Origin of the sequence: Terracoccus luteus (genome assembly GCF_003635045.1) — a bacterium.
Classification (GTDB): Bacteria; Actinomycetota; Actinomycetes; order Actinomycetales; family Dermatophilaceae; genus Terracoccus; species Terracoccus luteus.
In genome coordinates this window covers 991,739-1,010,472 of the sequence record NZ_RBXT01000001.1, presented here as the reverse complement: position 1 = coordinate 1,010,472, position 18,734 = coordinate 991,739, and the positions used below count along the sequence as shown (strand labels likewise).

The window sequence follows — 18,734 nt, the reverse complement described above, 5'->3', positions numbered from 1 at the left end:
GACTCACTTCTTGTTCGGGTCGCGCAGGCCCACGAGGACGTAGTCGATGCCGCCGGTGGCCGCGCCGGGCGAGGCGAACAGACCGGTGATGTTCGTGCCGGGCAGGTAGACCGCCTGCTCGACGTTGAGCGGCACGATGGGGGCGAGCTTCATGATCTGCTCGTCGAGGTCGCCCCACTGCCGGTTGGCCTCGCTGAGGTCGGTGAGCGCGCCGATCGCGTCGATGCGGGCGTTCACCTGCTTGTCGTCGAGCTGGGCGAGGTTGGGGTTGCCCTTGTCGGTGATGTTGGGGCCGTAGAAGAGCGGCGGCAGGAAGGTCGCCGCCGACGACGCCCAGTCGGGGCACCAGCCGGTGATGGCGGCGTCGTGCTGCTGCGAGCGGGTCGCGATGGTCTCGTAGTACTTCGAGGTGTCGATGACGTTCAGCTGGACGTCGATGCCGACGCGCTTGAGCGACTCCTGCACCGCCTCGGCCTGCTTCTGCATCTTGGGCTGCGAGCGGATGTCGAGGGTCAGCGAGAACCCCTGCGACTGTCCAGCCTCGTCCAAGAGCTTCTTCGCGGCCGCCACGTCACCCTTGTCACCCTCGCTCGGGTAGAGGTCGTAGTCCTTGTGGCCGGCGACCGTCGTCGGCAGGATCGTGTTCGCGATCGTCGCCAGCTGGGTGCCACCGGTGGCGTTGAGCACGGCCGACTTGTCGACCGCGAGGTTGATGGCCTGGCGCACCTTGACGTCGTCGAGCGGCTTCTTCGTCGTGTTGAGCGACATGTACGTCGTGCACACGCCGGGCATCTTGAGGGTGCGCCCGGCGAACTGCGGGGCCTGCAGCCGCGGCAGCGTGGAGGCCGAGATCGTGCCGGAGATCGCGTTGACGTCGGTGCCCTGCCCCGCCATGAGCCGCTCGTCGATGGTGGCCGGGTCGAGGCCGATGGTGAAGCGCCACCCGTCGGGCTTGGCCGTCCGCACCTGGTCGGTCTTGCCGTCCCAGTTCGGGTTGCGCTCGAGCTGGATGAGGCTGCCGGGGGTGTAGGCGGCGAGCGTGTAAGGCCCCGAGCTGATGATCTTCTTGATGAACTCGTCGCCGCCCCCGCTGCCCACGGGGAAGGGGGTCATGTTGACCTGCGACACGACGGCGTCGAACTCGGGGAACTTCTTCTTCAGCGTGAAGACGATGGTGCGGTCGTCCGGCGTCTTGATCGTCGACAGGTCACCCGACTTGTACGGGCCCTGGTAGCCATCGGGGGCGGCGATGGTCGACTTCGCGTAGGGCGAGCCGATGCCGATCTCGGGGTCCCAGGCGCGCGAGATGCCGAACTTGACGGTCTGGGACGTGATCGGGGTGCCGTCCTCGAACTTCAGGCCCTCCTTGAGCCGGTAGGTCCACGTCAGGCCGTCGGCGGACTGCTTCCCCAGCCCCTCGGCGAGGTCGGGGACGACGGCGTTGGGGTCCTTGGCGTCGCCCGGTGCAGACGTCGTCAGCGTGCGGTAGACGAGTCGGTAGAAGTTGTTGACGCCGCCGTCCCAGCCGCGGGCCGGGTCGAGGTAGCTGAAGTCCGCGTTCTGCAGCACCTCGACGGTGCCTCCGGTCGCGGGTGTCGCGGTGAACGTGCTGCCGGAGGTGCTGCCGCCGCCGTTCTGGGCGCCGCCGGACCCGCCGGACCCGCCGCCGTTGCAGGCGCCGAGCGCGAGGGCGGTCGTGGCGACGAGCGCCACGGTGGTGGTGAGGTGCCGTTTCATGGTGACCTTCCAGGGTGGGTGCTGCAGGGGTGGGTGCTGCAGGGGTCGGGGTGGGGTCGGGGTGGGTTCGGTGGTGCGTTTCGAGCACGACGACGGGGTCGCGGCTCGTGCGTCAGCGGCGGCCGAGGAGGGCGGGTTCAGCTGCGCCGCAACCAGACCCGCATCGCGCCCACCTCGCGGTTGCCCCACAGGTGGTACGGCACGAGGCGGACGCGGGTCACGACGGGCTCGCCCTCCGGTGCCGCCGGTGGGTCGGTGAGCTCGGGGTAGAGACGGCCGGATGCCGGTGGGCGGGCGACGACGCGAGCCGTGACCGCGTGGGCCAGCGGCGACCACGGGTCGTCGGCAGCGGCCGGGGATGCGCCGGCCGCGCCGGTGGGTTCGCCGTCGGGCCGGTCGGCGGGGTCGACACCGACCAGGACGAGGTCGTCGACCGGGGCGGCGGCGTCCTGCTGCTCGAGGCAGTGCACGACCGGTCCGCGCAGGACCGCCACGGCGCCCCGTGTCGCGTCGACGTGGGGGTGGCTGACGACGCACCGGGTCTGCAGGGGCAGCTCGAGCACGACGCGTGTGCCCGACCGCCACGGCCCCGACAGGGTGAGCCACCCGGCATCCGGACGGGCGTCGAGCGCCCCACCGTCGACGGTCACGGCGAGGCGCCGACCGCCCTCGGTGGCCCAGCCGGGCACCCGGAGTCTCAGGTGGCGGGCGTCGCCCGAGGCCCGGGTGACCGTGACGACCACGCGTCCGTCGTAGGGGTAGCCGGTCTCGACGGTGACGTCGAGCGGGTCGCTGCGGACGTCGGCGGCGGTGAGGAGCGCGATGGTGAGGTCCCGCTCGTCGGCGACCGCGACGTGGTCCTGCAGCTCGGCGGCCCACCGGACGACGTTGGGCGGGCAGCAGGGGCAGCCGAACCAGGCGCGGCGCAGCGGCTCACCGCCGGTCTCGGCGCCGGAGCGCTGCTCGTGGTCGGGGCGGCGCTGCAGCGGGTTGTCGTAGAAGAACGAGGTCCCCTCGGCCGAGAGCCCGACGGCGTAGGCGTTGTAGAGCATGAGCTCGACGTCGTCGAGGATGTCGGCGCGGCCGGTCGCGACGAAGAGCCGCCAGCCCCACTGCATCGCCCCGATGGCCGCACACGTCTCGGCGTAGGCGCGCTCGCTCGGCAGCTCGTAGCGGTCACCGAACGCCTCGTCGGAGTGCCGGGCCCCGAGACCGCCGGTGACGTAGGCCTTGGTGGCGACCATGTCGTCCCACAGGCGCAGGAGGTGGTCGAGCAGGTCGGCGTCCTCGGTCTCGACCGCGACGTCGGTGGCCCCGGCGCCGAGGTAGGCCATGCGGACGGCGTGGCCGGTGACGGAGTCGAGCTCGCGCAGGGGCACGTGGTCCTGGAAGTACTCGGGCGGGAAGACCGTGTGCGTCAGGGCGCCGCTGCCACGACGGTCGACGAAGAGCTGGGCGAGGCGCAGGTAGCGCCCGTCACCGGTCTCGCGGGCCAGCTCGACGAGCGCCATCTCGACCTCGGGGTGGCCGCAGTAGAGCGCCTCGCCGTCATCGCCGTACCGGCCGACCGCGAGGTCCGCGAAGCGGCAGGCGACCTCGAGCAGGCGGCGGTCGTCGAGGCCGCGGGAGGCGGCGACGGCGGCCTGCGTGAGGTGCCCGAGGTTGTAGAGCTCGTGGCCCCAGGCGAGGTCGTCCCACGGGACCCGCAGCGGGTCGGGGCCCTGGAAGGCGGTGCCGAGGTAGCCGTCGGGGGCCTGCGCCCGCGTGACGAGGTCGACGGCCTCCTCGTAGAAGTCCCGCAACCCGGCCACGAGGGCGGGGTCCTCGCCCGGCGCCGCCGGACGGGCGAGCTCGTAGGCGAGCCCTTCGAGCGTCTTGTAGACGTCCGTGTCGAGGAACGGATACCGGCCGCGGTAGGGCGAGTCGGCGGCCGTGCCGTCGACGAGCCGGCGGAAGTTCTCGAGGTTGCCGGCGCCGCGGATCTCACGGGTCACGTGCGGCGCGGTCGCCTCGCGGTTGCGGCGCTGCCACCGACCGAGCAGGCCCGAGCGGGCTGGCTCGGGGCCGGACCCGTCGTGCAGCCGCACCGCGTCCGGTCCGAGGGGGCGCCCCAGCGGGCCCCTCGCACCGACGCAGGCGGTGGGGTGCACGGTCGTCATGACGCCTCCTGAGGTGTGCCATGTGATATTCCACATGGCACATCGCGAATGGGAATGGCGGGCAGTCAACCACAGCGCGGCACCGGATGGAACCCCCTGCGCTCAGCCGGTTCGGCGGATGGACGACCAAGCAGACTCCCAGCGAGAACCCCATCGTGACAGCGCAACTGGCGCTGTTTACCCACCTCCCTCGACTGCTGGCGCATGCTCGGCGAGGCCGGGTTGACGGGCGGTCTAGAACCGAGGAGCCACACCCTTGACAGGGGCGTCGAGTGACTGAGTAGTATTCTACTGATCGTGCAGAACCGGTCGCCCGTATCCTTCGACCGCTGGCACCAGCGCGTCGCGAAAGGACGAGCATGACGACCCTGACCCCCGTGTCCCTGCGGCGCATCGAGCACACCGAGAGCCTGCGCGAGCGGGTCCGCCGGGCCCTCGTTGCCGCCATCGTCACCGGCGAGCTCGCGCCGGGCCAGCTCGTGTCGGTGCCGACGCTCGCGACCCGGTTCAACGTCTCCGCCACCCCGGTCCGTGAGGCGATCCTCGAGCTGGAGAAGTCCGGCTTCGTCGAGCCGGTGCGCAACAAGGGCTTCCGCATCACCGTCGTCAGCGAGGACTCGCTGCGCCACGTCGCCGCCGTGCGCCTCATGATCGAGCCGGTCTGCATGGAACGGCTCGCCGGCGCCTTCCCCACCGCCGCCCTGGCCGAGCTGCGCGCCGGCGCCGACCGCATCGTCGAGGGCGCCCGCACCGGCGACCTCGTGGCCTACCTCGAGGCCGACACCGCCTTCCACGTGCGCCTCACGGCGATGGTCGGCAACCCCGTCGCGGTCGACATCGTCAGCGACCTGCGCAGCCGCGCCCGGCTGCTCGGGCTCTCGGCCATGGCGGGTACCAACCGGCTCGTCGAGTCGGCCCACGAGCACCACGAGCTGCTCGAGCTGCTCGCCGCCGGTGACGGGGCCGGCGCCCGTGCCCTCATGGAACGGCACATCGGCCACTCCGTCGGGCTGTGGGCGGGCCAGAGCGAGCCCACCCCGGCCCGCGCCTCGGCCACCTGAGCCGCACGTCCCCGCCCACCCCACCACCCGGCATCCGCCGGCCCGCTCGATGCGGGTAGGTACCGCACCCCACGTCCGAAGGAGAGTCATGAGCGCGCACGTCGTCGTCGTCGGCGCGGGCATCGTCGGTGCGTCCTGCGCGCGCTCGCTGGCCCGCCGCGGCGCCCGCGTGACGGTGCTCGACAAGGGCGCACCCGCCACGGCCACGAGCGCGCACGGCGAGGGCAACATCCTCGTGTCCGACAAGGGGCCGGGCGCCGAGCTCGACCTCGCGCGCTACGCGGCGGCGCTGTGGCCGACCCTCGCGGCCGAGCTCGCCGACGAGCTGGGGCCCCGCTTTCCGTCCATCGAGTACGAGCGCAAGGGCGGCGTCGTCGTCGCCACGACGGATGCCGGAGCCGGCCCGCTCGAGGGCTTCGCCGCCTCCCAGCGGGCCGCGGGCGTCGACGCCCGTGTCGTCGACGAGCGGCAGGCGCGCGCGCTCGAGCCGTGGCTGACGCCCTCCGCGACCGCCGCTGTCCACTACCCCGAGGACGCGCAGGTGCAGCCCGTCGTCGCCACCGAGGCCGTCCTCGCCTCGGCACGCCGCCTCGGCGCCAGCGTGCTCGGGCACCGCGAGGTGCGCGGCGGTGTCGTCGAGCACGGGCGGCTCGTCGGTGTGCGCACCGACGCGGGCACGGTCGCGGCCGACGCCGTCGTCGTGGCCTGCGGGCCCTGGTCCGGCCACGTCGCCGAGGCCCTCGGCAGCGACCTGCCCGTGCGGCCACGACGCGGCATGGTGCTCGTGACGACCCGGATGCCGCACCGCGTGCACCACAAGGTCTACGACGGCGACTACTTCGGCGCCACGCAGTCGGCCGACGCGGCCCTGCAGACGTCGGCCGTCGTCGAGTCGACGGCCGCCGGCACGGTGCTCATCGGGTCGAGCCGCGAGCAGGTGGGCTTCGACCCCCGCCTGCGGGTGCAGGTGCTGCAGGAGGTGGCCGCCCGGGCCCTGCGGCTCTTCCCCTTCCTCGCGACCGCGGGGGTCATGCGCAGCTACCTCGGCTTCCGTCCCTACATGCCCGACCACCTCCCCGTGGTGGGCCCCGACCACCGCCTGCCCGGCCTGTTCTTCGCGACCGGCCACGAGGGCGCCGGCATCGGCCTGGCCCCCGCGACGGGCGAGATGCTGGCCGCGCTCGTGCTCGGCGAGCGGCCGGAGCACGACGCGACCCCCTTCCGCCTCGACCGGCCGAGCCTCGCCGGCCACCTCGCCGAGACGGCGGTGGCCTCGTGACGCCCCGCGCCCGCCGCTGGTCGAGGCCGCCGGCCCCCGCACTCGGCGACGATCCGCGTGCGACGACCGCGACGGCATCCGCTGCGGTGGACGGCCGGGCGGACGACGCGGTGACGATCACCGTGGACGGCGCGCCCGTCACCGGAGCCCGCGGGCAGAGCATCGCCGGGGTGCTCATGGCCGACGGCCGCCGCGACTGGCGCACGACGTCGGTCGCCGCGCGACCGCGCGGCCTCTTCTGCGGCATCGGCGTGTGCTTCGACTGCATCGTCACCGTCAACGACCTCGCCGACGTGCGGGCCTGCCTGCGCCGGGCGCAGGACGGCGACGTCGTCACCCGTCAGCACCACCTGCTCCCCGGGGCCGACGCGTGAGGGCGCCACGCGACGGCACGCGTCACGTCGTCGTCGTCGGGGCCGGGCCCGCCGGGCTCTCGGCCACCCGCGCCGCCGTGCAGCAGGGCGCCCGCGTGACCCTCCTCGACGCCTCCCACCAGACGGGCGGGCAGTACTGGCGCCACCGTGACACCCCCACGCCGACGCCGGCCGAGCAGCGGCTGCAGCACCAGTGGCGGGTGCACGAGGTCCTCCGCGACCTCGCCCGCACGCACCCCCGGGTCGAGCTGCGCACCGGGGCGCAGGTCTGGGCCGCCGAGCAGCACGACGACGGCCCCCGCCTGCACGTGCTCGTCGGTGACGTCGACGGTCACGGCCGCACGCACCTGAGCCTCGCGCCGCATGCCGTCGTGCTGGCCACCGGGGCGCACGACCGCACGCTGCCCTTCCCCGGCTGGGACCTGCCCGGCGTCGTCACGGCGGGCGCCGCGCAGGCCCTCGCCAAGGGTGACGGCGTCGCCGTCGGCCGGCGGGTGCTCGTGGCCGGGGCCGGGCCGTTCCTGCTGCCCGTCGCCGCGACGCTCGCCGAGGTCGGCGCCACCGTCGTCGGGGTGCACGAGGCCTCGCGTCCCGCCGGGCTCGTGCGCGGCTGGCTCCCCCGGCCGTGGCGCCTCGCCGCCAGCCCCGGCAAGGCGGTCGAGCTGGCCGGGTACGTCGCCGGCCACGTGCGTCACCGCATCCCCTACCGCACCGGTGAGGCCGTGGTCGCCGCGCACGGCAGCGACCGCGTCCAGGCCGTCACCGTCGCCCGGATCGACGAGCGCTGGGCGCCCGTGCCCGGCTCGGGGCGACGGGTCGAGGTCGACGCCGTGTGCGTCAGCCACGGCTTCACCCCCCGCCTCGAGGTGGCCATCGCCCTGGGCGCGTCGATCTCGTCGTCGCGCTTCGTCGCCGTCGACGGTGACCAGGCCACGAGCGCCGAGAACATCTACGCGGCAGGCGAGCTCACGGGGATCGGCGGCGTCGACGCGGCCCTCGCCGAGGGCTGGGTGGCCGGTCACGTCGCCGCCGGAGGCGACCGCAGCGACCGCTCGCTCCGGCGCGCGGTGTCGCGGCGCCGGGCCAGCGCCGACGTCACGTCCCGCATCGAGGCCGCCCACGGCATCCGGCCCGGCTGGACCGCCTGGCTGCGCGACGACACCCTCGTCTGCCGGTGCGAGGAGGTCACCGTCGGGCGGCTGCGCACCGCGGTGGAGGTCACCGGCAGCAGCGACCCCGTCTCGGTCAAGCTCACCTCGCGGGCCGGGCTCGGCATCTGCCAGGGCCGGGTCTGCGGGCGGGTCGTGTCCGAGCTGCTGGGCTCGTCGTCACCGATGCAGGCCCGCCCCGTGGTCACCCCCGTGCGGCTCGGCGACCTCGCCGCGACGCCGCCGTTCGCCGCCCCGGGAGTCCCGCAGGCACCCGGGGCAGCCGAGCCCGCGACCGCGCCGGCCCCGGCACCACTTGGCCCACCCGGCCCACCGCACTCACCCGACCACGACCACGCACGAGCACGAGCACCTCACAGCGCCACCACCGAAAGGACCCACCCGTGAGCAGCACCATCGACCTCGGCGGCGTCGTCGTCGCGACGACCCTCCCGTTCAAGGCGGACGACTCCGCCCCCGCCGGCCTCGCCGTCGACTACGACCGCTACGCCGAGCACTGCGAGTTCCTCATCGCGAACGGCTGCCGCGGCGTCGGGCCCAACGGCTCGCTCGGCGAGTACTCGTCCCTCACCGACGACGAGCGCCGCCGCGTCGTGCAGGTCGCCGTCGAGGCCGTGGCCGGCCGCGGTGTCGTCGTCGCCGGCGTGCACGGCGTCGGCTGGCACCAGGCCCAGCACTGGGCGCGCATCGCGGCGGAGGACGGCGCCGACGGCGTGCTGCTGCTGCCCCCGACCATCTACCGCGCCAACCGGGCCGAGGTCGTCGAGCACTACGCGAAGGTCAACGAGGTCGGGCTGCCGATCATGGCCTACAACAACCCCTTCGACACCAAGGTCGACCTGACGCCCGACCTCGTCGCCGAGCTGGCCGAGCTCGAGAACGTCGTCGCGATCAAGGAGTTCTCGGCCGACATCCGCCGGGTCATGGAGATCCAGGAGCTGTGCGACATCGACGTCATCGCGGGTGCCGACGACCTGCTCTTCGAGTCGCTCGTGGCCGGCGCGGTCGGCTGGTTCGCCGGCTACCCCAACGCCTTCCCCAAGGAGGCCGTCGAGATCTACTCGCTCGTGCAGCAGGGCCGCATCGCCGAGGCGCGCGAGCTGTACTCGCACCTCGTGGCCGTCTTCCGGTGGGACTCGCGCACCGAGTTCGTCCAGGCCATCAAGCTGAGCATCGACATCGCCGGCCAGAGCTACGGCGGGCGCACCCGCCCGCCGCGCGGCCCCCTCTCCCCCGAGCACGAGGCCCAGGTGCGCAAGGACACCGAGAAGGCCCTCGCCCACCTCGCCGCGCGATGACGGCCACGCACCCGGCGGTCGCCACCGAGCCGCGGCTGCGCCTGCGCGACGGGGCCGCCGTCTACACCGCCGTCGACTCGCACACCGAGGGGATGCCGACCCGCGTCGTCACCGACGGCGTCGGCGTGCTGCCCGGGGCGACGATGAACGAGCGCCGCCTGCACGTCATCGAGCACCTGGACGGTCTACGGCAGCTGCTCATGAACGAGCCGCGCGGGCACGCCGCCATGAGCGGCGCGATCCTGCAGCCGCCCACGCGCGACGACTGCGACTGGGGTGTCGTCTACATCGAGGTCTCGGGGTGCCTGCCGATGTGCGGGCACGGGACCATCGGTGTCGCGACGGTGCTCGTCGAGACCGGCCTCGTGGAGGTCGTCGAGCCGGTGACGACCATCCGCCTCGACACCCCCGCCGGTCTCGTCGTCGCCCGGGTCGCCGTGAGCGACGGGCACGCCGACTCGGTGACCATCGAGAACGTGCCGAGCTTCGTCGTGCGCCTCGACGACGTCGTCGAGGTCCCGGGTCTGGGGCGGGTGCCGTACAGCCTCGCCTTCGGCGGCAACTTCTACGCCATGGTCGACCTCGACGACGTCGACCTGCCGTTCGACCGCGACCGGCAGGACGACATCCTCGCCGCGGGCCTGGCCATCATGGACGCCATCAACACGACGGCGCCGCCGCACCACCCGACCATCGACGGCGTCGACCACTGCCACCACGTCGAGTTCATCGCCCCCGGCTCGGATGCCGTCCTGTCGCGTCACGCGATGGCGATCCACCCCGGGTGGTTCGACCGGTCGCCCTGCGGCACCGGCACGTCCGCCCGGATGGCCGAGCTGTGGGCGCGCGGCGAGCTGGCGCTCGACACCGACTTCGTCAACGAGTCGTTCATCGGCAGCCGCTTCGTCGGGCGCCTCGTGGCGGAGACGGAGATCGGCGGCGTCCCGGCCGTCGTCCCGACCATCACCGGTCGGGCGTGGGTCACCGGCAGCGGGACCTACGTGCTCGACCCGACCGACCCCTTCCCCACCGGGTTCGCCTTCTGAGCCCGACGGCATCCGGCCGACCCGCTCCGACGGGAGGCGGCCGCGCGCCGACCCACGACCCGGTGAACGCCCCATCGACGACGAACCAGGACCTCACATGACGACCACGACCACCGACACCACCACACGGGAGACGACCGGCGCCGACCTCGACGCCGTCGTCGCCCGCGCCACAGAGGCGGCGGGCCGGCTGCCCGCGCTCGAACCGCGGGTGCGAGCCGCCGCCCTCGACGCCGCGGCGGCGGCACTCGACGGCGCCGCCGACGAGCTCATCGCCCTCGCCGGCGAGGAGACCGGCCTCGGCGTCCCCCGCCTGACCGGCGAGCTGCGCCGCACCCGGGTGCAGCTGCGCCTCTTCGCCCGGGAGGTCGAGCGGGGCGCGTTCCTCGACGTGCGCATCGACGAGGCCGACGCCGACTTCGCCCTCGGGGTGCCGCGCGACGACCTGCGGCGGATGCTGTCGCCCGTCGGGCCCGTGCTCGTCTTTGCCGCCGGCAACTTCCCCTTCGCCTTCTCGGTGGCAGGCGGGGACACCGCGGCGGCCCTGGCGGCCGGCTGCCCCGTCGTCGTCAAGGCGCACCCCGGCCACCCGCGCCTCTCACGGCGGGTGACCGAGCTCGTCGCCGCGGCGCTCGAGCAGGCCGGGCTGCCGGCCGGCACGCTGCAGCTCGTCGAGGGCCAGCAGGCCGGTGTCGACGCCCTGCGCCACCCCGGCATCCGGGCGGCGTCGTTCACCGGGTCGCTGCGCGGTGGGCGGGCCCTGGCCGACATCGCTGCCGGGCGACCCGACCCCATCCCGTTCTACGGCGAGCTGGGCAGCGTCAACCCGGTCGTCGCCCTCCCCGGTGCCGTTGCGGCGCAGGCGGACTCGTTGCTGGAGGGGTACGTCACGAGCGTGTCCGGCTCGGCGGGACAGCTGTGCACCAAGCCGGGCTTCCTGCTCGTCCCGACCGGCACGAACCTCGACACGGTGGCGACCGCAGCGGCCGGCGTCGCCGAACAGCGACTGCTCAGCCCGGCCATCAGCGACGGCTACGAGGCGCGTCGTGACGCCGTCCTCGCGACCCCCGACGTCACGGTGCTGCACGAGGGCGGCGTGCGCCGCGACGACGACGGACAGGGCTGGGCGACCCCCACCCTCGTCGCCTGCTCGCTCGACACGCTGCGGGCCCACGCCGACACCCTGCTCGACGAGGCCTTCGGACCCCTGTCGGTCGTCGTGGCGTACGAGCCCGGCACCGACCTCGCGGCCGTCGTGCTCGACCTCTTCCCGGGAAACCTCACCGGCACGCTGCTGGGCGCCGACACCGCCGACACCGGCGACACCGGCGACACCGACGGCACCGACGCGGCGGCGGACCTCGCCCGCCTCGTCGACGCCCTGACCCGCACGTCGGGCCGCGTTCTCTTCCGTGGCTGGCCGACCGGCGTCGCCGTCACCCCGGCGATGCAGCACGGCGGACCGTGGCCGGCGACGACCACCGACGCGACCTCCGTCGGGACCGCCGCCGTCGGACGCTTCCTCCGCGGCGTGGCCTACCAGGGTGCTCCCCAGTCGCTGCTGCCGGCGCCGCTGCGTGACGACAACCCGTGGGGGGTCCCGCAGTCGCGTGGCACCGCCGGCGAGTCCCAGCGCTGGTGACCCACCGCTCCCCCGTCTCGCCCCGTCGAGAGGGCGCGTAACCACCCTCGAGTGCTCACCGAGGGAGCCGGCGCGAGACCGGGAGCCTGGTGGAAGGCAGCGGATGCCGGCCACCGGGCTCCCGCGTTCCCGTGTCCCTCGGCCGGGCCGGCCGGGCCGGCCGGGGAGCGACGCGTCAGGCGCCGGCCTCGACCGGTGTGACGGCCAGTCGCAGCTGGGCGCTGGCCCGCGACTTGCGCCACCGTCCCTCGACCGCGTCGACGAGCCCGGCCCCCTCGAGCCGGGCCAGGGCGGCGCGGACGGCGAGCACCGGCAGCGTCGTCAGCCGAGCGACCTCGTCGAGGTCGACCGCCTTGCGGTAGGGCACGACCTCGAGCACCGCACGGTCGGCGTCGGGCAGCGCGTCGACGACCAGCGCCGGCGAGCGGTCGGCCGGGGCGGCGTCGTCGCCGATGTGTCCGACCAGCTCGACGACCTCACGCGCCCCGGTCACGAGCACGGCTCGACCGTCACGGATCTCCTGGTGGCACCCGGCGGACTCCGTCGAGGTCACCGGGCCGGGGAAGGCCCCGACCGGCCGGTTGAGGTCGCTCGCGTGGCGCACCGTGTTGCGCGAGCCGGACCGCAGGCCGGCCTCGACGACGACGGTGCCCTGCGTCATGGCGGCGATGAGCCGGTTGCGGTGCAGGAAGCGTGACTTCATCGGCGCGCTGCCGGGCGCCGTCTCGGTGGCGACCACCCCCGACGCGGCCACGCGCTGCAACAGCTCGGAGTTGGAGGCGGGGTAGCTGCGGTCGATGCCGCACGCCATCACGGCCACGGTGGCGGCCTCGACCGCGAGCGCCCCGCGGTGCGCGGCGCTGTCGATGCCGAGGGCCCCGCCGGAGACGACGCACCAGCCGCTCGAGCCCAGCGTCGCCGCGAGCTCGGCCGCCGTCTGCTCGCCGTACCGGGTGGCCAGCCGGGCGCCGACCACGGCGACCGACCGGCTCACGAGCTGCGCGAGGTGGCCCTCCCCCCGCACCCACAGGACCCACGGACCCCGCTCGAGGTCGTCGAGCCCGAGCGGCCACTCGTCGTCGCCGGGCAGCACGATCCGCGCCCCGACCCGGTGGGCGGCGGCGAGGTCGCGGTCGACGTCGAGGGCCGACACCCGGGCGGCGAAGCGGGCCAGCGTCCCACCACCGGCCACGATGCGCTCCACCGCCCGCACGACGCCGAGACGCGACACGAGGTCGTGCACCTCGGTGTCCTCCGGCTCGACGAGCCGGGAGAGGGCCACCCGGGCGAGCCGCTCGTCGCTCATGCGGCCGCCCCCACGCTGCCGCGCAGGGACAGGGCCAGGTCGACGTCGTCGCGCCCGGGTCGTTGCCGCCCGGCGAGGTCGGCCATCGTCCAGGCCACCCGCAGGCTCCGGTCGTAGCCCCTCAGGCTGATGCCGCCGCGTTCGAGGGAGCGGTCGAGCGGGCTGACGTCACCCGCCGGCAGGCGCCAGGGCACGGCCCGCAGCACCGACCCCGGCGCGTCGGCGTTGAGCGCGCGCTCGCTCCCGAGGACGGCCCGCCACCGCTCGTGCTGGGCCGCCCGCGCCGCGGCCACCCGGCCCGCGACGAGCTCGCTGCGCTCCCCCACCGGGTGCCCCGCCATCGACAGCCCCGGTGGCTGCACGTGCACCTGCAGGTCGACGCGGTCGAGCAGCGGCCCGGACAGCTTGCCGAAGTAGGAGCGCCGCATCATCGGCGTGCACGTGCAGTCGGCCCCACGCCCCCACCCGTTGCCGCAGGGACAGGGGTTCGCGGCCAGCACGAGCTGGAACCGGGCCGGGAACGAGACCGCCTCGTTGGCCCGGGCGATCGTCACCGTGCCCCGCTCGAGCGGCGTGCGCAGCGACTGCAGCACCGCCTTGTCGAACTCCGGCGTCTCGTCGAGGAACAGCACGCCACGGTGGGCCTGGGTGATGGCCCCGGGCCGGACCCGGCCGCTGCCCCCGCCGATGACGGCCGCCATGGAGGCTCCGTGGTGCGGTGCCACGAACGGTGGGCGCGTCAGCAGCCGGACGTCGTCGCCGAGGACGCCGAGCACCGAGTGGATGGCCGTCACCTCCATCGACTCGGCGGCGTCGAGCGGCGGCAGGATGCCGGGGAGCCGCTCGGCCAGCATCGTCTTGCCCGCCCCGGGCGGCCCGGCGAGCAGCAGGTGGTGGCCGCCGGCGGCCGCGATCTCGAGGGCGAGCTTGGCCTCCGACTGGCCCATCACCTCGGCGAGGTCCTTCGGCGTCTCCGAGGCGACGGGCGCCGGTGGTGGCACGGCCACCTCGTCCAAGGGCCGGCCCCGGCTCAGCCGGTCGTACCGGTCGACCAGCTCGGCGACGTGGGCGACGGGGTGCACCCGGATACCGGGCACGAGCCCCGCCTCGGCTGCGTTCGCGACCGGGACGACGGCGTGCCGCACCCCGGCGAGCGCCGCAGCGTGCACGGCCGGCAGCACCCCCGGCACCGGGCGCACCGAGCCGTCGAGGCCGAGCTCGCCGAGGTGCACGACGTCGTGCACGAGCGCCTGGGGCACCTTCTGCATCGCGACCGCCACGGCCACGAAGACGGCGAGGTCGAAGCCGGCGCCGACCTTGCGCACCCCGGCCGGCGAGAGGTTGACGATGACGCGGCGCTGACTCGCCGGCAGACCCACGGCCGACGCCGCCGCCCGGATGCGCCCCGGGGACTGAGAGACGGCCGAGTCGCCGAGCCCGCCGATGGCGAAGCCCGGCAGCCCGTTCGTGACGTGGGCCTCCGCCTCGACGAGGAAGCCGGCGACACCGGTGAGCCCGACCGACCGGGTACGGCCCAGCCCGCTCACTCGACACCTCGCAGGTGGTCGACGGTGGCGACCCCCTCCACGGGTCGCAGCACCGAGACGACGTCGATGCGCACCGCGTTGGTCGGCACGACGCCCGGGGGCCACTCGACCAGGCCCGAACGCTGCTCGATCCAGAGCCCGGCCAGCCGGCGCAGCCGCCGCAGCTTCTGCCAGCCCACCGCCTCGAACGGGGCGCCGAACGCGGTCGTCGTGCGCGTCTTCACCTCGCACACGACGAGGTCTTCACCCTCGACGGCGACGATGTCGAGCTCACCCCGCCCGCACCGCCAGTTGCGGTCGAGCACGTGCATGCCCTGGTCGGTGAGGTACCGGGTGGCGAGCCGCTCGCCGTAGTCGCCGAGCTCTCGGGTCGTCATCGTCGTCATGCACCGAGGCTGCCCGCGTCACCACACCAGGGGCCATCGCCCTCCGCCCACCTGTGGACGGCCGCCGCCGCGCCGGCATCCTCGGCAGGGGGTGTGCACGACCACCCGTCGACAGGGCCGGGATCGCTAGGGTCGAGCATGACCGACCACGCGGCACCGAACCTGCCCTCCCGCGACCTCGACGTCACGGTCGCCTTCTACGCCGCGTTCGGGTTCGAGGTGGCGTACCGGGACGACGGCTGGCTGGTCATGCACCGTGGAGGGCTGCGGCTGGAGTTCTTCGCCTTCCCCGACCTCGTGCCCGAGCACAGCTCGTTCATGTGCAGCGTTCGGGTCGACGACGTCGACGAGCTGTACGGGCGGATCCGGCAGACGGGGGTCGTCGAGAGCGACGCCGGCTTCCCCCGCCTGCACCCCGTTCGGCGGCAGCCGTGGGGGCAGCGAGCAGGGTTCCTCATCGACCCCGACGGGACACAGCTCAACCTCATCGAGAACGTCTCGTAGCCCGGTCCCGACCGGGACCCGCGGCAACCCACCACCCGAAGGGACGCACGACCGCCACACGAGCCCACGCCGCGACGCACGGCGGTCCGGCTCTCAGACCCCTGGGTCGTCCCACCCCTCGGACCGGCCGTCCCGCAGGGCGAACGCCGTGAGGGCGTCGAGGTCCGACGGCGGCTCGAGCACGTAGTCGCGCACCCACTCGCCCACCCCGGGGAACGTGCTCCCGACGACGACCGCCCGGGCCACGTCAGCCACATCCACGGTCGTTGAGCGAAGGCTCACCCCATGGTCGTCGAGGAGCACCCACGGCACGCCGCTGGTGCCGTACGGCATGCCGACGCTGCCGCTGTTGACGACCCAACGGCGACCGACGAGCCGCACGAACGGCGCGTGGGTGTGTCCGCAGCAGACGATGCGCACGGTGTCAGGCACGTCGGCCAGCACCTGCGCCCACCGTGACGGCCGGGTGTCGACGAGCACCACCTCGTCGTCGTCGCGGGGGGTGCCGTGGCAGAAGAGCACGTGGCCCACCCCGTCGAGCGAGAGTGTGACGGGATGCCGCAGCCCGGCGAGCAGCTCGACGTGCCGGGTGTCGAGCTGCGCCGCCGCCCACCGGTCGATCTCGGGCGTCCCCTCGGGCAATGCCCCGCCCCGGGCCCCCGTCACGAGGTCGCGGTCGGCGTTGCCGCGCACGAGCACGACGCGCTCACTGAGCCCGAGGAGCAGGTCGAGCACTTCGGTCGGCTGCGGCCCGGCCGCGAGGTCGCCGGTCACGACCACGACGTCGGCAGCGCGCACGTCGGGCTCGGCGAGCACAGCATCGAGCGTGGGCAGCACGCCGTGCGTGTCGCTGAGCACCGCGATCGACCGTGTCATGACCCCAGCCTGCACCCCGTCACACCCAGCGGCGGGGCCGCGGCCGTCAGAGGTTCAACGTGGTGCGGGTCGCGAGGTGGTCACCCTCGCCGACCACGAGTGACTCCCTGTCGGTGAACTCGACGCCGCGCCCCATGACGTGGTCGAGGCCGAGCAGCGGCAGGGTCGTCGGCCACGTGCGCAGCACACCGCCCGAGCCGAGGTTCGGCTCGTCGAGCTCGTCATGCAACCCCGACAGCGCCCGGTCGGTCGAGACGGCGTTGAGGTCGCCGACCAGCACGATGCGCTCGGAGTCGTCGGCCGCCACCACCCGTGCCAGCGCCTCGAGCATCGCGTCACGCTCCCCGTGCGCCCCGACCCGCGCCGACGCGGCGTGCACGACGTACACCCGCACCGTCCCGCTCGGCGTGACGACGTCGGCGCGCAGCGCCCGCCGCCACCCGAGGCGCAGCTCGAGGGGCCGGGCGTTCTCGATGGGGTAGGCGCTCCACAGCCCCACCGTCCCGACGGTGTAGCTGTGCGGGTGGCTCTCGCGCAGCACGTCGGCGGCGTCACGCCGGGCCGACGCGGTGAGCTCCTGCAGCCCGATGACCTGGGCGCCGCCGGCCGCGAGCGAGGATGCCGAGTCGCCCGCCGTGCGCGCCCCCGCGGCGACGTTCTGGCTGGCCACGACGAGCTGCCGCCCCGTGACCGGGTCGGCGGCGGTCCACGTCAGAGGCACGACGGCCGGGACGAAGAGCAGGGCCCAGACCACCGCGGGCACGAGGGCGACGGTGGCCCCACCCCGGCTCCGGGCCACCGCGGCCCAGGCGAGCAGCGGCAGCACGAGCATCCCGAGCCACACGAGCGCCGTCTCGACGAGGAAGCCGAGCTCGCCCGGCAGCAGGCGGTGGCCGACGAGCACGAGCGTCAGCAGGCCGGCAGCCACCGCGATGGCCCGCGCCGCACGGACCGCGCGGGGCGCCTCACCCGGCGCCCCCGGCATCCACCGTCTCCAGCCCCGCGCGCGTGACCGCACGGTCAACGCGGGGTGCGCGGTCGCGTCCGGCACGGGACGGGTGGGGGTCGAGGTCACGGAGAGGTCCAGACGGAGGGGGCAGGGTCACGGGTCCAACGACCCGCACCGGGCAGGAGTGCCGCGGTCACGGACCCCGGTGGGCCGGTCTCAGCTGAAGTCGCCGTCGGGCAGCTTGATGTCTGGCTTCGGCAGCTCTTCGACGTTGACGTCCTTGAACGTGACGACCCGGACGTTCTTGACGAAGCGGGCGGGACGGTAGATGTCCCACACCCAGGCGTCTGCCATGGTGACGTCGAAGAAGACCTCGCCGCCGTCGCTGCGCACCTTCACGTCGACCGAGTTGGCAAGGTAGAACCGGCGCTCGGTCTCGACGACGTGCGTGAAGAGGCCGACGACGTCGCGGTACTCCTTGTAGAGCTGCAGCTCCATCTCGGTCTCGTACTTCTCGAGGTCTTCCGAGCTCACGTGTCGTCCGTTCCGGTCAGCGGTGTCAGGTGGGGCAGGTGGGGCAGGTCGGGCGCGCGACCCGGGACGCTGGCGTCCCGCGGGTCGACCATCTCATTCAACACCGCGGCGGCCGCCGGTTCGAGCAGGGCCCGGGCACCCGGGTCGTCGGGTCCCGCAACCGCCGGTGACGGCAGGCCCGGCACCCCGGGCAGCCGCCAGGAGCGCCGGTGCCACCGGCAGGGGCCGAGCCGGCCGAGCGCGTCGAGGTGCTCGGGGGCGGCGTAGCCCTTGTTGAGGGTCCAGCCGTAGTCGGGGTGCTCCTCGCCGAGACCGACCATGAGGCCGTCACGCTCGACCTTGGCGAGCACGCTGGCGGCGGCGACCGACGAGCACTTCATGTCGGCCTTGATCATCGTCGTCACCGGCGGCGTGCCGACCGACCCGGCACCGTCGTCGCTCCCGTCGCCGGCGAAGGCCAGCAGCCCCACCTCGTCGGGCGCGGTGAGCCAGTCGTGGTTGCCGTCGAGGATGACGAGGTCGGGCACGACGCCACGGGCGGCGACGGCCTCGAGGGCGCGGACGCCCGCCAGCCGCAGGGCGGCCATGATGCCGATCTCGTCGATCTCGTCGTTGCTCGCGTGCCCCACGGCGTGGGCCACGGCCCAGCGCTCGATGCGCGGCACGAGCGCCGTGCGGGCCCGGTGCGTGAGCAGCTTGGAGTCCTTGACGCCCGTCGGGGCGGTGCGCACGGTCTCGTCGATGACGACGACGCCGACGCTGACGGGCCCGGCGAGGGCGCCCCGTCCCACCTCGTCCATGCCGGCGAGCAGGCGGTGGCCGTCACGCTGCAGCTGGCGCTCGACGCGCAGAGAGGGCTTGCGTGAG

General features: G+C 74.3%; 17 protein-coding genes. 8 read left to right on the top strand and 9 right to left on the bottom strand.

Features of this window, described 5'->3' with window-relative positions:
• Nucleotides 1–3: 3 nt before the first annotated feature.
• Entirely contained in the window at nt 4–1,737 is a 1,734-nt protein-coding gene (locus DFJ68_RS04670; protein ID WP_121031417.1) for an ABC transporter substrate-binding protein, read from the bottom strand.
• 137 nt (nt 1,738–1,874) lie between these two features.
• Nucleotides 1,875–3,896 (bottom strand): glycoside hydrolase family 127 protein, encoded by a 2,022-nt coding sequence (locus DFJ68_RS04665; protein ID WP_121031416.1) that lies wholly within the window; start codon nt 3,894–3,896, stop codon nt 1,875–1,877.
• A 359-nt stretch (nt 3,897–4,255) separates the two neighbouring features.
• Here DFJ68_RS04665 and DFJ68_RS04660 point away from each other — a divergent pair, with 359 nt between their 5' ends.
• From DFJ68_RS04660 to DFJ68_RS04635, 7 genes are all read left to right on the top strand, one after another.
• Entirely contained in the window at nt 4,256–4,957 is a 702-nt protein-coding gene (locus tag DFJ68_RS04660; protein ID WP_121031415.1) for a GntR family transcriptional regulator, read from the top strand.
• A gap of 88 nt (nt 4,958–5,045) precedes the next feature.
• On the top strand, nt 5,046–6,236 hold the full coding sequence (locus tag DFJ68_RS04655; protein WP_121031414.1) for an NAD(P)/FAD-dependent oxidoreductase: 1,191 nt from the start codon (nt 5,046–5,048) through the stop codon (nt 6,234–6,236).
• Between the two features lie 110 nt (nt 6,237–6,346).
• Nucleotides 6,347–6,610, top strand: coding sequence for a (2Fe-2S)-binding protein (locus DFJ68_RS18425; protein ID WP_245963469.1), 264 nt, complete (start codon nt 6,347–6,349; stop codon nt 6,608–6,610).
• Entirely contained in the window at nt 6,607–8,166 is a 1,560-nt protein-coding gene (locus tag DFJ68_RS04650) for an NAD(P)/FAD-dependent oxidoreductase (protein ID WP_211333268.1), read from the top strand. Before DFJ68_RS18425 ends, DFJ68_RS04650 begins: the two co-directional genes overlap by 4 nt.
• Nucleotides 8,163–9,077 carry a dihydrodipicolinate synthase family protein gene (locus tag DFJ68_RS04645; RefSeq protein WP_121031412.1) on the top strand — a complete coding sequence of 305 codons (915 nt, stop codon included), beginning with the start codon at nt 8,163–8,165 and terminating at the stop codon, nt 9,075–9,077. The genes DFJ68_RS04650 and DFJ68_RS04645 overlap by 4 nt, the downstream gene beginning before the upstream one ends.
• Entirely contained in the window at nt 9,074–10,123 is a 1,050-nt protein-coding gene (locus tag DFJ68_RS04640; RefSeq protein WP_121031410.1) for a proline racemase family protein, read from the top strand. The genes DFJ68_RS04645 and DFJ68_RS04640 overlap by 4 nt, the downstream gene beginning before the upstream one ends.
• 97 nt (nt 10,124–10,220) lie before the next feature.
• Nucleotides 10,221–11,765: an aldehyde dehydrogenase family protein gene (locus DFJ68_RS04635; RefSeq protein ID WP_121031408.1), complete on the top strand. Its 1,545-nt coding sequence runs from the start codon at nt 10,221–10,223 to the stop codon at nt 11,763–11,765.
• A 175-nt stretch (nt 11,766–11,940) separates the two neighbouring features.
• On the opposite strand, the gene dprA is transcribed toward DFJ68_RS04635, so the two are convergent.
• From dprA to DFJ68_RS04620, 3 genes are read right to left on the bottom strand one after another with little or no spacing between them, the layout of a single operon-like run.
• Nucleotides 11,941–13,071: a DNA-processing protein DprA gene (gene dprA / locus DFJ68_RS04630; RefSeq protein WP_121031406.1), complete on the bottom strand. Its 1,131-nt coding sequence runs from the start codon at nt 13,069–13,071 to the stop codon at nt 11,941–11,943.
• Entirely contained in the window at nt 13,068–14,618 is a 1,551-nt protein-coding gene (locus DFJ68_RS04625; protein ID WP_121031404.1) for a YifB family Mg chelatase-like AAA ATPase, read from the bottom strand. Before DFJ68_RS04625 ends, dprA begins: the two co-directional genes overlap by 4 nt.
• Nucleotides 14,615–15,004 carry a YraN family protein gene (locus DFJ68_RS04620; RefSeq protein ID WP_372498830.1) on the bottom strand — a complete coding sequence of 130 codons (390 nt, stop codon included), beginning with the start codon at nt 15,002–15,004 and terminating at the stop codon, nt 14,615–14,617. The genes DFJ68_RS04625 and DFJ68_RS04620 overlap by 4 nt, the downstream gene beginning before the upstream one ends.
• A gap of 138 nt (nt 15,005–15,142) precedes the next feature.
• Here DFJ68_RS04620 and DFJ68_RS04615 point away from each other — a divergent pair, with 138 nt between their 5' ends.
• The gene (locus DFJ68_RS04615; protein WP_121031402.1) at nt 15,143–15,508 is read left to right on the top strand and encodes a bleomycin resistance protein; all 366 of its coding nucleotides are present in this window, start codon (nt 15,143–15,145) and stop codon (nt 15,506–15,508) included.
• A gap of 93 nt (nt 15,509–15,601) precedes the next feature.
• Here DFJ68_RS04615 and DFJ68_RS04610 read toward each other — a convergent pair whose 3' ends face one another.
• The 4 genes from DFJ68_RS04610 to DFJ68_RS04595 form a co-directional block, all read right to left on the bottom strand.
• On the bottom strand, nt 15,602–16,384 hold the full coding sequence (locus DFJ68_RS04610; protein WP_121031400.1) for a metallophosphoesterase family protein: 783 nt from the start codon (nt 16,382–16,384) through the stop codon (nt 15,602–15,604).
• Between the two features lie 46 nt (nt 16,385–16,430).
• Nucleotides 16,431–17,369: an endonuclease/exonuclease/phosphatase family protein gene (locus DFJ68_RS04605; protein WP_121031398.1), complete on the bottom strand. Its 939-nt coding sequence runs from the start codon at nt 17,367–17,369 to the stop codon at nt 16,431–16,433.
• Nucleotides 17,370–17,549: 180 nt separating this feature from the next.
• A complete protein-coding gene (locus DFJ68_RS04600) occupies nt 17,550–17,867 on the bottom strand; it encodes a DUF2469 domain-containing protein (RefSeq protein WP_121031396.1) in 318 nt (105 codons plus the stop codon).
• Nucleotides 17,864–18,718, bottom strand: coding sequence for a ribonuclease HII (locus DFJ68_RS04595; RefSeq protein WP_245963758.1), 855 nt, complete (start codon nt 18,716–18,718; stop codon nt 17,864–17,866). Before DFJ68_RS04595 ends, DFJ68_RS04600 begins: the two co-directional genes overlap by 4 nt.
• Nucleotides 18,719–18,734 lie beyond the last annotated feature (16 nt).

Bases quoted from the DNA above. Each gene is read 5' to 3' on its own strand.
- DFJ68_RS04670 (WP_121031417.1), bottom strand. From the start codon at position 1,737: ATGAAACGGCACCTCACCACCACCGTGGCGCTCGTCGCCACGACCGCC.
- DFJ68_RS04665 (WP_121031416.1), bottom strand. From the start codon at position 3,896: ATGACGACCGTGCACCCCACCGCCTGCGTCGGTGCGAGGGGCCCGCTG.
- DFJ68_RS04660 (WP_121031415.1), top strand. From the start codon at position 4,256: ATGACGACCCTGACCCCCGTGTCCCTGCGGCGCATCGAGCACACCGAG.
- DFJ68_RS04655 (WP_121031414.1), top strand. From the start codon at position 5,046: ATGAGCGCGCACGTCGTCGTCGTCGGCGCGGGCATCGTCGGTGCGTCC.
- DFJ68_RS04640 (WP_121031410.1), top strand. From the start codon at position 9,074: ATGACGGCCACGCACCCGGCGGTCGCCACCGAGCCGCGGCTGCGCCTG.
- DFJ68_RS04635 (WP_121031408.1), top strand. From the start codon at position 10,221: ATGACGACCACGACCACCGACACCACCACACGGGAGACGACCGGCGCC.
- dprA (WP_121031406.1), bottom strand. From the start codon at position 13,071: ATGAGCGACGAGCGGCTCGCCCGGGTGGCCCTCTCCCGGCTCGTCGAG.
- DFJ68_RS04620 (WP_372498830.1), bottom strand. From the start codon at position 15,004: ATGACGACGATGACGACCCGAGAGCTCGGCGACTACGGCGAGCGGCTC.
- DFJ68_RS04615 (WP_121031402.1), top strand. From the start codon at position 15,143: ATGACCGACCACGCGGCACCGAACCTGCCCTCCCGCGACCTCGACGTC.
- DFJ68_RS04610 (WP_121031400.1), bottom strand. From the start codon at position 16,384: ATGACACGGTCGATCGCGGTGCTCAGCGACACGCACGGCGTGCTGCCC.
- DFJ68_RS04605 (WP_121031398.1), bottom strand. From the start codon at position 17,369: ATGCCGGGGGCGCCGGGTGAGGCGCCCCGCGCGGTCCGTGCGGCGCGG.